The organism is Nitratiruptor sp. SB155-2 (assembly GCF_000010325.1).
Classification (GTDB): Bacteria; Campylobacterota; Campylobacteria; order Campylobacterales; family Nitratiruptoraceae; genus Nitratiruptor.
Genome location: NC_009662.1, coordinates 179551 through 192190 on the forward strand (window position 1 = coordinate 179551; position 12640 = coordinate 192190).

Consider the following 12640-nt stretch of genomic DNA (forward strand, 5'->3'; position numbering starts at 1 on the left):
AAAGTTCCTCTATTTCATTGTTAATGAATCAAACAAAACTTTTGCGCATCCGTCTCCTTGCAGATAGACACCTGCTTTGAAGTAGTTCCAAAAACCGTTCCAGTAGCTTACATCTTTGTCGATTTTGAGCATGTGGTTTATGTAGATTTTCATACGAGATCGCTTCACCTCTATAGAAACATCGAAAAAACTGTTTGGTCTCTTTCCGAGATCGATCTTTTCATATCGCTGTTTGTCAGGATCTGCACTGAGTCGGATCACTGCCCAAAGATGATCATGTTTGTTATGTTGTTCTTTCCACCATGTCAGTCTCAAAAGAGGCTTATTAATAATTTTCCCATTGTCTCCTGCTCTATGGGAGTCTGCATGTATTTGTAAAAATGTAAACTCCTTTTTTTGATCAAGAGGAAAAAGATAGACTCTTGCACGGATTATTTTAGGAACTTTCGTCTCTACTCTCCACTCCTCTTTGAATCTTAGTTCGCTGCGATGTTTTTTCCCGCACATGAAAAAGGTCATAAATCTCGCATCTTGGAGATAAAAGTAGCGATTTGCAAAATACTGAAACTGCCCATATGGAACACTCCATCTTGGGTCAAAATGGCTTTTAGGAGCTTGCAGTTTTGCATGGTTTAAAACATGCCTAAATTTTTGTATAGCGTAGGGCGCATCGTGGGCAAAAAGGGATATGCAGACAGCTGATAATATCCAAAGTGCTCGCAAAACTTTTAGTTGGTGCATCGAGGATACCTTTTTGCTTTTTCGTAGATTCGCTTGATTGTTTTGGAATCGTTGATAAAACGCATCAGATCATATGTCAGTTTTCCGCTGGAAGGCGTATTGCACAGATGTGCTCTAAAAGCATACAAAAGAGCCTTTTTACGAGACTTTTTGGCAATGGATGCGGCGTATTGCAACAGGAGTCTACCATTGTCGGTTAGTGGTCCTTGATGCAAATAGTAGTTTTTCCCTGTAATTTTATAAAGAAGCACTTTTGCCTTTGGATTGCGCAGATCGCTCAAGAGAAGCTCTTTGGCTTTCTTGATTGCTCCTTTTTTGACAAGAAACTGCGCGTACAGTACTTTTGCATTTTTGGCATGTGCAGAGATCGCTTTGAGATACATATTTTCTATAATATTGTCGTATCTATGATCGATATTGATTTTTTCGTAAAGGGAGGCTATGTTTATATATCCGTTGCCATCTCCATTTTTAATAGCCAAAGTGTAGTAGTAAATGGCCGCTTTTGGATTGAAATCTACCCCTTTTCCCTCTGCATAGGCATCGCCGAGGATGTTAGCTGAAAGGATGTCACCCTCTTGGGCGTACGTATCCAACATATGTACGGTTTCTTGGATATTTCCGTCGATAAATCCATCAAACACCAAAGAGGCATACTCGATTTGTGCACGCCTGTTGTTGTGCATTTTTGCTTTTTCGAGCCAGTATGTTTGCAGGTTTACTTTGCAAAGATTTTTATAGATTTGAGCAAGATGGAATTGGGCTTTGTCATTATTGTGCTGTGCGTAGTACTGAAAAATGGTCGCACTTTGAGTCAGTTTGTTGTTTTTCAGATAATACGCTGCAAATTGCAAATCAATCGATGAATTCAAAGGATCGGTTTCGCATGCTTTTTCTAAGAGTTCAAAGATCGGAACATCTTTAATAATTCCTTTTGATTGAAGGGTATAAAGATAGCTGATTGCATTCACATCTCCTTTTTGCGCCGCATCAAGAAGGATTTTGTATGAATGCCTTTTTTCTTTGTTTGCAAGAAGATTTTGGTAAGCCCATGTGATAAGAGCCGGTTTGAAACCTCTTTGGACAAGGTCTTGCAGATAGGTTTGTGCGCGATAGTTTTTTGTACCTTTGATACGGTAGAGCTGATAGAGCTTCCACTCTGCATCTGTGAGATTTTGATCCATATAGTCTATGTAGATTGATTCAGCCAGTTCTGTTTTTCCTAACGTTGGATAAGCGGTATAGAGGCGAGCTAAAAGCAGTTTTGGTTTTGGGCTGCTGTCTGGATAGGAGAGTAGAAAATCTTCCGCCTCTTGAGGGGTCATTTTGGAGTAGCTGTTTGGGGTTCCAAGCCGTTTTTGATCAATATCGAAAGCGATGAGTCGAAGCATGGCTGCCTTGTATCCCATATCATAAGCTTTTTGATACCAAACAGCGACTCCTTTTTGCATATAGAGTTCTTGGAGTTTGAACAGGGTTGTTTTCTTGACATAAAATTGATCTGGTTTTTGAAAATGTGTGGTGATGCATGGATGATTGTAGCTTTGTAAGCTTTTTTGCATCTTTTGGTAAAAGATATTGCCTATCTCATAAGCTGCCCGCGCGTTTTTCTGCGCAACCAGTTCTCCTAAAATTTTGAGTGCTTGTGCCTCATCGTGATATTGATATGCGTATAACCGTGCCAGTCCCAAACCGGCATCTATGTTTCCACTTGCATAGGCGATTTTGTAAAAATAGAGTGCTCTTTTTGGAGCATAAAAGGGGTTGGTGGGGTCATTATAGAATTTTGCCAAAGCGTATGCTGCCAAGGGATTGTTTTGAGCTATCTTTTCGAAAGTTTCCAAAAAATATTTTTGATCAGAAAATGAGGTGAGGAAGTGGCGAACGAGATAGAGATGGTTTTGAAAATCTCGCTGGCTCGAGAGAGTTAAGTCCCCTTTTTGCATCCAGTAAAAGGCTTTTTGCAGATTTCCTTGTTTAATGTAGATATCTTCAAGTAAAAAAGCTGCTTTTTTATTGCCTTGATTGTAAGCCTGCTGAGCAAGACGGATAAATGATGCGTAATCTCGGATTTTTCCTGTTTTATACAAAATATTGGCTAGATGGATGCTGGCATCGAGATACCCTGCATCCGCTCTTCGTTTCCAGATAGCAAAAGCTGTTTCATAGTCACCATTGCGGTACGCTTTTTGTGCCACATCTTTGTTGGCACATCCTGCAAACAGCAGCAGTAAAAGAAAGCTGCTACCAAAGATATTTAAAATAGATTTGTGCATTCAAACCATCCTTTTTTGATGCTTTGTTGTTAAAGGCTTCTCCACCAAAAAAGTAGCCCAAGACAAAGCGCCAGTATGTATCGTCAAACAGATCGTAGTGGAGAATCAGATCGATTTCACTCCCTAAATTTTTCTTTTTCCCGTTTGGCGCATAGGTATAAGGGGATGCAAAATATTGTGTTGAGGATGCTTTATCTTGCATGTAATTGTGCAGTGCTGCAATAGCTGTTTTGTTTTGATCCCCCCACAGATGGTGGACAAAGTAGACTGAACTGATCCACATGTTGGAGAGCTCTGGATTGAAAAAAGAGCCGTAACGTCTAAATGAGATATCTTTGCTTAAGTAGTTGGATCTGTTGTTGGTTAGTGAGGGTTGCCTATAGAGATTGCCGCCACCAGAACCATATGCTACAGATGCTGCGATTGCGCTGTTGTATCGCGTAAAGGTGTATTTGCCTCCGATATCAAATCCAAGACCTTGTATCTTTTTGTTTTCTTGGATAGTGATGGGTGGAAAAGTGGTGATAGTGCGCAATCTTTTGTAGGAGCCATTGGCGTGTGCTACATCTGCCCAATAGGAAATTTTGTCCTGATTGAAGCGCTCTATCTTTCCTTGCATACGAATACCGACCCAATCTGCATTTTTGAGGTTGCCATCTTCGTGAATGTAAAAGCCTTCAATAGTATTGTCTTTGAGGTATTCGTAGCTGAGATGTCCAATGAGAAATTTTGTATCTTTGAGATTGACTAATGACTCATCTTCTCCAGTATTGAAAACGATACTGTCAGTAAGTCGTGTACCGCCATAGAGTTCATACAGCAAAAGATCATGTTTGTTAAATATCCCGACACTGTCGAGGGAGGTTTTGTAATACCATGCTCGTTTGTCTTTGAGATATTTTCTTCCGATCAGAAAATTGGCCTGATTGTCAAAGAGTCCATCGCTACTGATGTAAAGCTCTTTGACATCAAATTTTGTTTCCGCTTTGCTTTTTGAAAGATATAGAAGTGCTCTATCGTCTGTAAAAAAGTACCACAAAGGGAGAAAGTAGTATTTGTATTTCAGCCCTGCAGTAACTGTTAATGATTGATTATCGAGTCTGGTTCCGTTGGTGTCTGTTTGACCATAGTTGATGTTGAGAGAAGCTGTAGTGTAGAAATTGAGTTTTTCTTGTGGTGTAGGATACGTGGTATTTTCTTCATTGCCAATTAAGATATGAGAAAGAGATCTGGTCGAAGATTTTGGGATAGTGAGTTTTGGAATTCTTTGTTCTACCAATGCATTTACATAACTTTCTACTGCATCAAGATCGATGTTTTCCCACGGGTAGTTCTTTTTGTTTTCGATGCATTTATCTCTGCATGCAACGATGTTCTTCTCTGTTTCAGAAGAACAGTTGCTTTGTTTGGTATGAGCTGTAGGGACTTTTTTATAAAAGGATGGTTTGGGAAGGGAGCTTTTTGGTTTTTGTTGCAATGGTGATAGAGTGTGAATGGTTTGGAATCGTTTATGAATTGGACCAAGTTTTTCAGTTGTTTCTTCCACGATCTCTTGTGTAGTTGGGATGATGATAGCTTCAGGAAACTCCTTTTTGAGTCGTTGCCAGGTTGGTTTTGCTTGGGTGACAGTATCAAAACAGCCATATTGGGCAATATACATTCCATATTTTTGGATAATCTTTGTCCCTAAAGGAAGATTGGCATTATCGATGGGGTTTTGACTCTCAATCAAATCAATAGTAAAGCAGCTTTTTTTCCTCACTTTTTGAATAGATTGTTTTGGTGCACTCACTTGAGGCGTTGCATCTTGTGTAACGATTGTTTTGATAGGTGGACTTGGTATGATCTCTTCCTCAATGTTCGATTCTTCTTTTTGTAGGCTGGATGGGTGCTTTTTTTTTGTATTGGCAGGCTGGAAGTACAAATCTTTTTTAAAGGTTTGAAGGGATTTTGTATGTGAATTACCATCTTTGAATCGGTATCGGTATGTGGAGACAATATAAGCTTGTGGGAACTGCCGTTTTAAACGTCTTAGAGCCGGTTTTGCATCCCTAACCTGATCAAAGCAGCCATAGCGCAATGTGTAGGTTCTGTTGATATGCATGATTTTTGCCCCTTGGGGAAAAGAGCTTTTGTAGTTAAAAGGTTTGTTGCTGCTTAGAAGCTGAACAGAGTAACAGGTATCATTTCCATACAGCAGCGATGCCGCAAAAAAAGAGAGAAGGATTTTATTTCTCATAATCATGCCCTAATGTGAGTTTTTTAACCACTGTATCATATGCAATTTTTCTTAAACGATATCGGTTAATCTCTTGCAGATATTTTCTCATTTTCGGTTCAACCAATTGCAAAATCCTTTTCTTTTTCATTCGAATAAATGAGAGCCCCTGAATTTTCGCTCTTTGTTGGTTTTTGAGATAGTTTTTACAAAGTTTATATTTTCTTGCAAGTTTGTAGACTCTGCTGTAGTAAAGATTGAAACTTTCTTTGATTGCATTCTCTTCTTTGATCAACTTTTTAAAATAGATAGTGACAGGTGTTGTGAAGATGGTAAACTCTTTGGCGAAAGTTTTGCAGTATGCCAAAAATGTTGGAGCGTTGGACATCTGAAATTTGTATCGAAACAGTTTCCATGCTGCCAGGATTTTTCTTTTTTTATAAAGAGAGTTTTTGCATATAGGACACCGCTCATACGCACTTTCATTAAACAACCGACCCTGACGCATTCGATCAATTGCCCGTTGAAATGCCTCTGCTATCAAGTCAGCGCCATTTGGTATGAAAAAGCGTAGATATTCGAGTCTATGAAAGTTAAGAACATTATCACTTAAAATCGCATCTTCTATAATGTAGCTGAGTCCTTCGATACTCTTTTCTTTATCAGAAAATCCCGTCTGTCTGCTTTGTGTCAGGTAAAAGAAGCCCAGAAATGTCAAGGCGCCTTTAGAGAGGATGGAGCTAGCTCTACGCAGTTCTAAATCTGTCCACTCTTTTGCTTCTCGGTTAATATACAGTCCAGCAAGATGGGTTCCAAAGTAGTCGTTTGGAGTATTGGCAATGTCGATATAGATTTTTTTGGCGACTTTATATGCAAAAGGATTGAGCTCTAACAGATCGCTGCTACGGGCGTGGAATGGAAAACCGAGTCCATAAAGGGTGAAAGAGCCTCTATGTTGGATGATACGATCATAAAAGAAGTTCAGATCGCCTCCTATGCCAAGATAGTTTGGAATATTGTTTTTATACATTTTGACAGCAGCACCGTTTTTGACCATGATGTTTGCATTGTAATTGGACCTAATATCATTATGCGAAATAACAGCAGAAGATGCCTTGAAATAGGGGTCTCTACGAAAATCTCTGCCAGGAATATCATCGATATTTTTCTCCAAAACTTCTACACCATTTTTTCCGTTGTAACGGATGGTATTGTGATGTATTCCCACCTGGAGTGAATTTCTTATTATGATACCGTCGATGTTATTGCCAATGACAGTATTGTGGGCAATCAAGATATTTTTGCTTTCTTGGGATGATATGCCCATAAAACCATTTGCTATGGAGAGATTGTTGTAGATGATGTTGTTGTTGGAGAGCCTGTCGACCATCAAGCCGTTGGAGTGATTGTTGAGTGCAATATTGTCGACCATATAGGAGTGCTCTACGCCACGAGAAACGATGATACCGTGTGCAATTTTTGCATTCATTACCAGATTTTTGGCAATGACGAGATTTTGGGAATAGTCATGGGGGTCAAAGTTGTAGATGGTATTGTTGTATGTAAAATTGCCCAAATAGATAGCATTTTTGGCTCCATTGGTATAAAAACCCATAGTAGAGTTGGAAATATCGTTCCCGATATAGGCGCCAGTAGGTGCATTTGCATGACTTAAGAAGTAATACATCGCCTGGGAGTAGGGAATATAATCGTGTCTTTTGGGTGAGAGCAGGCCGATTCCGAATGTAGCGGAGGTGCTATGGAAACCAAGGCCATTGAATATATTGTTGACAAAATAGCTTTTTGAACCAGGAAGCCCCAGAAAATAGGGTCTTGGTTTTTCATAGTTGATATACAGTATTTTCCTTTTTGGAATATATTCTCTTGGACAATAACGATTTTTTCTCATGTCCCATGTGATAAATCTGCTATTGGCTAAATAGAGGTTGCCATAGTAGATGATAAAGATCGGTTTTGGAAGGGTTTGCAATCTGACTGTTTTATTTTTGATAACAAGTTTTGCTGTGGATGAAACAAAAATGGGGATATTGATTTCATATGTTTTGCTATCGACTTTTTTGATCAATCGAGGATTTTGGAGTTTGTTGTAAAGATACTCCAAACTGTATACCCCATCATAAAGAACTAAGATTTTTCTGTTGCCTCGATTATGGAATGCATAAAAAGAGTAAAGGTTAATGGATGGGATGAAATCAGCTTTATCCAGATCGTACAATTCAATACCGTTTCCATAGAATCGGTTCGGAAATTTCCGTAAAACATTGTAGGGCGTGTATCTTCTGTAGATATTTTGAAGGTAGTGTTTTGCTTTTGTTAAAGAGAGATAGGAGTTTTGGGGAAAGATGACATATGGAATGCCATCATACACTTTATGATAGACAATTTTGGGATCTTTGAAGTTAAAATGGAGTGTCTCTAGCGCTTTTTGTGCGCGCTCCTTTTTTTTGTAACAGCCTACATAGGCTAAATTGGCTTTACGGAAAAGAGGAGGTTTTAAAAAAAGATTACACCGTTTTTGAGGCGGAGCGTATGGATTGTAAAAGTAGTTTTCACTCACTGGAGTAGAGCTGTCCACTTTGGTCAAGATGGAGTAGCAATATCCCGCAACTAGATCCAAAGCGATGAGCAGCAGTACTATAACTTTCATCATCTATCCTATTGCCAAAAAGTATCTATCGTCACATAGACCGTTGTGTTAATTAGTGAAATATCAATCGGCTCGGTTGGTTCTAAATAGAGCGTGTCGTAATCTCTTGGGCGATTATAGATATTGGCCAATATTTTTGCTTTTTCCAAATCGACAGGTTGGGCAGGCTCAATTTTTACTACTTTTGCTTCAAATATTTGGTCATCTTGTGTACGTACTTTAGCGATATAACCAACTTTTACCTTTTTAAAGAATTTGTGATCCATTTTTGCGATGATATAAGGTGCTGTATCTTTTTGCAATACTGTGACCACAGGTTCTGCTGTATTTCTAAATTCGTTCTCCAAAACATTGACTTTCAGGACAGTTCCATTCAAAGGGGAAATGATTGGTTGCATTTCCCCATCGATAAAGCGCGCGATAGCGATCGTTTGATTGATTTCGATGTTATCGCCTCTATGTAGAGTCTTTGTGAAATGGATGTAGGAAAGAAATGGTGCGCGGATGACGGTAATGTTACCGTCTACATAGGCGTTCGCAGTCTGTACGACAAATGTTCGGTAATAGGCAATATAGCCTAAGAATGAGAGTAAAAGAAAAATAACGGTGTAGATTAAGATCAATAACTTATCCGCTCTTTTTTTGTTAAGTTTTTTCTCTTCCTTTTTGGGATAGGTTATTTGCCTTGTGACTGCATAGAGAATGTCTTCTTTTGTGATAATATCACCGTTGATGTATGCTGTGATGATTTGATTGAGTATGGAAATTTGATAATCTTCGAGATTGTGAAACTTTGCTCCAAGCAAAGGATAGTGATCCCCTTCGGCTCTTTTACCGGTACAGATGAACTCCAGATTCAGATTGTCGACAACCGTTTCAAAAGTATCGTATTTAAAAATCATTTTCCCTTTTCGCATCGGTTTTTGACAAAACTCTTTTGGTGCATTTTTGATAGCCAAACCACCCAAAGACCAATTATCCACTACATAAATTTTTCCATCTATTTCCACTTTGGCCGGGATCTTGTAGCGAGCAAACTGTCTTGTAACTTCTGCTTCATGCATGATCTGCTTGGCGAGTTTCTCTTTGTTTTCTCTATTCATGTCAACACATCCTTTATAAAGTGAAGGTAGAGCCAAATATCGTCAAATGTGAGCATTTGGACCAAAAAAGCGATGGTGATTAAAAAAAGAAGCATCTTGATGGTCAGTGTACCATTGGAACTGACACGGTAGTACCACTCGATAAAAGCCTCCTTGCTTTTTAGCTTTGTTTTCTGTCTAGTCCATGATTGCTTGTACAGATGCTCCCATATATAGATTTTTGTCAATGAACCCACCAGCTGATGGTAGTAAAGCAGCAGAGGCCACATAGGATGGATATTTTTTCGTGTCATACGATAGACAAAAATCATGATGAGTCGAGAAAAGAGTACCCACCAGATATAGGCAAACAAAATATATATTCCCCAGTGAATAGCTCCAAGGAGAGCTAAAAAGAATCCATATGGTGTCATCCATTTGGTGATGCGTTGATCGATAATGGCATACCAAGGAAAATTTCCTATCCGTTCACGAACATCTTTGATTTTTAATTGCTTAAGATTTGTTCTGTATTGATTGCCAAACCAGCGTGTCATGAGCATCAATGAGCCGATAAAAAAGTTTTTGTGTACAAGTTCATCGATCGTATAAACCATCACATCAGGGACATAGGTAAGGCTCCACCCATCTTTCATGACATAATAAAGACTCGATTTGTCATCTCCGGTCAAAAATTCAAACGTTCCCAACCGCCAGTGTTTGACATAGTCGAGCTGAACCGTTTTTACAAAAGCGGCTTTTGATACAATATTGGCTCTGATCATCGACATACGGCCGGTAAGTGTGAGGATCCGGTCAGAAAGTGCTACGGAGCACATGGAGATATTCCGTTGTGCCATGCGAAGACGATACCAGTTGAGATAGAGATATTCTGATATGGTTTTAGGAGGAGTGAGGAGAATAGAGTCCTCATCGGTTGTAAGTCCACCGAGATTCGGATCGAGCCCAAAGAGTCTAGCGCATTTGCGAAAGGTTCCCGGTGTTACAATCGAATCGCCATCGATGACTGCAACGACGCTTTTTTTCAAATTAACCTGTGGCGTATTGGCAATGACGCGATAACCGGTAGCCAAAGCATCTCTTTTACCGGTTCCTTTGATCCGCACGATAACAAGTTTGACTCTTTCAGGCGGTTCTAACTCTAAAAATATTCTTCTTACAAGCCGTTCTTCAGAAATCTCGACAATAGAAGCGATAAGTGTCGTAGGATATCCAGAAGCGATCGCATCTTTAATCGCTTCTCGATAGACTTTTACAGAGATGCTTGTTGCAATTTTATATGTTGTAATGAGGATAAAAAGATGATCTGGATCGATTTCATCACCTGCAGCCTCTTCTTTTTTTCTCATTTGTCGAAATTTGTACTTTATATAGCGGCGAGCCCGTATATTGTTGATAAAAAACCAGGTATAGCGGTATGCGCCTACTATCCCTAATATGAAAATCAACTGCTTCTGGTAGGGATCAAAAAGTTCACGTGGCAAGGCAAGAGCGTATACAATAACCAAAATGATATAGAGCACAAAAAAGACAAATTGGCGGTTGCTACTCTCTTGATACATCAATCTTCCTTACCAGCAAATGCCTTGATACTTTTTATCGCTCTTTTTATCGATTACTCGTACCAAATCGACTATATATTTATCGGTATATGTCAAAGGAATTTCTTTAAATTCTTTAGCATTGTTACCTAAAATGATTATATCAGCTTTTTGTATAGTTTTTTCTAAGTTTTCATACAATCTTTCATTGATATGGTGCAAATCACCTTCCAAAAGGGTCTTGAGAGCGCCTTCCTTTTTTGCCAAAGAGACATTTTTGTCATAAATAAAGAGTTCATATCCCTTTCCTATCAACATTTCCGCAAGTGCAAGTTGGGGTGATTCACGTAAATCATCGGTATCGGCTTTGAAACTGAGACCTAAAAAGGCGACTTTTTTCGATGGCAAAGGCTGGATGAAGTCTCGATAGACCCTTCGTATCTGCCACTCGTTGCTTGGCATAATATGTTCCATCATTGGGGTGATGACATCGAGTTCTTTGGCTTTATGGGTGATAGCTCTGAGATCTTTTGGAAGGCATGAACCTCCAAAGGCATACCCGGGTTTGAGATAGTATGATGAGATATTGAGTTTTGTATCTTCACAAAAGATACGCATTACTTCATGTGAATCGATACCCAACTCTTTGCAGATCATACCTATTTCGTTTGCAAATGTTACTTTGGTTGCGTGCCAGCTGTTGGAAGCATATTTGATCATTTCCGCTACTTCGATTTCTGTTTCAAACAAGGGAGCATCCAAAAATGAGTAGAGCTCTTTAAAAATGGAAAACACTTTCGGATCATTGGCTCCCACAACAGTAAAAGGGGGATGATAGAAATCTTCTATTGCGGTGCTTTCCCGTAAGAACTCCGGATTGGAAGCATATCCAAAATCTTTTCCGTGTTTTTTTCCTGAGATCTTTTCAATCAAAGGGATAACAATATCTTGGCCTGTTCTTGGTAAAACGGTGCTGCGCATAGCCACAATATGATACCCCTTTTTCTTTTTGAGATCTTCTCCGATAGCTTTTGCCGTCTCTTCGATATATCGAAGATCCAAAGAGCCATTTTTTCGACTTGGTGTTCCTACAGCAATAATTGTAAGATCGGTATTAGCGATGGCATATGCCAAATCGGTAGTGGCTTCTAAGCGGTTTGCTTCTACGCCTTCCCGGATAAGGGTATCAAGCCCTTTTTCTACGATCGGTGATTTTCCTTGATTGATAAGATTAACTTTAATGCTGTCTACATCAACGCCGATGACATGGTGTCCCTCTTTGGCAAAAGCTGCAGAACAGACACTGCCTACATATCCTAAACCTACAACACTTATTTTCATCTGTTTTCCTTTATAAAATAAAGTAGTCTATCTATTATAGTGCCTTTTTGCTCAATAACGACAAAACTAACATTATCACAAAGTTCTTTTCCTTTTTTTGCTTTTTCAAAAGCTTTGAGGATATTGGACGCGAAAGCAATTTGCTTCATTTGTGATGCAAACTCTTTCCAAAAACCGTCAGAGCAAAGCACAATTTTGTTACCTTTTTCTATGGTGGTTGATGAGAAAAATATTTCAAAATCCTCAATGCCCATTCCCCCAGAGATAGATGAAGTAAGAATGTTACTGTTAAAATTTTTGATTCCTGCTTCTTGCAGTTCATGGGCTAATGTATGATCTTTACTCAAGAGTTTCTCCTCCTGCGGAGAAATTTTATAGATACGGCAATCTCCAACATTGAATATAAGTGCTTTATTTCCATGCCAGGAAATACCAGCTAATGCTGTTCCCAAAGAAATCCTCTCTTGGGCAGCAATTTTCTTCAAAGCCTCTTTTGCTTCAAGAAGTGTTGCAACAACCATCTGACGATTGGATGGTTTACGTTTTTGTATATATTCCAATACCGTCTTTGCCGCCCTTGCGCCTTCTTGATATCCTCCCATGCCATCGGCAACAGCTACTAAAAAGTGTGTATTTCTTATATTTTTATGAGAGCAGGCCTGTGTTATTTCGTCAGCAATTAGGAGATAATCTTCATTTTGTGTGCGTACATTTCCTTTTTCACTGCAATACGTAATATGCACCATCTCCAA

8 protein-coding genes are annotated in these 12640 nt (G+C 39.1%); all 8 read right to left on the reverse strand.

Features of this window, described 5'->3' with window-relative positions; all coding sequences use genetic code 11:
• Positions 1 to 9 precede the first annotated feature (9 nt).
• The 8 genes from NIS_RS00995 to NIS_RS01030 are packed head-to-tail and all read right to left on the reverse strand — an operon-like array spanning position 10 to position 12634.
• Positions 10 to 741: a polysaccharide lyase family 7 protein gene (locus NIS_RS00995; protein WP_012081562.1), complete on the reverse strand. Its 732-nt coding sequence runs from the start codon at positions 739 to 741 to the stop codon at positions 10 to 12.
• Positions 729 to 3017, reverse strand: a complete 2289-nt coding sequence (locus NIS_RS01000) for a tetratricopeptide repeat protein (RefSeq protein ID WP_012081563.1) — start codon at positions 3015 to 3017, stop codon at positions 729 to 731. Before NIS_RS01000 ends, NIS_RS00995 begins: the two co-directional genes overlap by 13 nt.
• Entirely contained in the window at positions 2986 to 5256 is a 2271-nt protein-coding gene (locus NIS_RS01005) for an alginate export family protein (RefSeq protein ID WP_012081564.1), read from the reverse strand. Before NIS_RS01005 ends, NIS_RS01000 begins: the two co-directional genes overlap by 32 nt.
• Complete coding sequence (locus tag NIS_RS01010) at positions 5246 to 7903, reverse strand: right-handed parallel beta-helix repeat-containing protein (RefSeq protein WP_012081565.1); 2658 nt, start codon at positions 7901 to 7903, stop codon at positions 5246 to 5248. Before NIS_RS01010 ends, NIS_RS01005 begins: the two co-directional genes overlap by 11 nt.
• Positions 7904 to 7911: 8 nt before the next feature.
• Positions 7912 to 9006 carry a PilZ domain-containing protein gene (locus tag NIS_RS01015; RefSeq protein WP_012081566.1) on the reverse strand — a complete coding sequence of 365 codons (1095 nt, stop codon included), beginning with the start codon at positions 9004 to 9006 and terminating at the stop codon, positions 7912 to 7914.
• Positions 9003 to 10568 carry a glycosyltransferase gene (locus NIS_RS01020; RefSeq protein ID WP_012081567.1) on the reverse strand — a complete coding sequence of 522 codons (1566 nt, stop codon included), beginning with the start codon at positions 10566 to 10568 and terminating at the stop codon, positions 9003 to 9005. Before NIS_RS01020 ends, NIS_RS01015 begins: the two co-directional genes overlap by 4 nt.
• Positions 10569 to 10577: 9 nt before the next feature.
• On the reverse strand, positions 10578 to 11888 hold the full coding sequence (locus NIS_RS01025; RefSeq protein WP_012081568.1) for a nucleotide sugar dehydrogenase: 1311 nt from the start codon (positions 11886 to 11888) through the stop codon (positions 10578 to 10580).
• Positions 11885 to 12634 carry a PP2C family protein-serine/threonine phosphatase gene (locus NIS_RS01030; protein WP_012081569.1) on the reverse strand — a complete coding sequence of 250 codons (750 nt, stop codon included), beginning with the start codon at positions 12632 to 12634 and terminating at the stop codon, positions 11885 to 11887. Before NIS_RS01030 ends, NIS_RS01025 begins: the two co-directional genes overlap by 4 nt.
• Positions 12635 to 12640 lie beyond the last annotated feature (6 nt).

Coding starts and splice junctions, on each gene's coding strand:
- NIS_RS00995 (WP_012081562.1), bottom strand. CDS start 741: ATGCACCAACTAAAAGTTTTGCGAGCACTTTGGATATTATCAGCTGTC.
- NIS_RS01000 (WP_012081563.1), bottom strand. CDS start 3,017: ATGCACAAATCTATTTTAAATATCTTTGGTAGCAGCTTTCTTTTACTG.
- NIS_RS01005 (WP_012081564.1), bottom strand. CDS start 5,256: ATGAGAAATAAAATCCTTCTCTCTTTTTTTGCGGCATCGCTGCTGTAT.
- NIS_RS01010 (WP_012081565.1), bottom strand. CDS start 7,903: ATGAAAGTTATAGTACTGCTGCTCATCGCTTTGGATCTAGTTGCGGGA.
- NIS_RS01015 (WP_012081566.1), bottom strand. CDS start 9,006: ATGAATAGAGAAAACAAAGAGAAACTCGCCAAGCAGATCATGCATGAA.
- NIS_RS01020 (WP_012081567.1), bottom strand. CDS start 10,568: ATGTATCAAGAGAGTAGCAACCGCCAATTTGTCTTTTTTGTGCTCTAT.
- NIS_RS01025 (WP_012081568.1), bottom strand. CDS start 11,888: ATGAAAATAAGTGTTGTAGGTTTAGGATATGTAGGCAGTGTCTGTTCT.
- NIS_RS01030 (WP_012081569.1), bottom strand. CDS start 12,634: ATGGTGCATATTACGTATTGCAGTGAAAAAGGAAATGTACGCACACAA.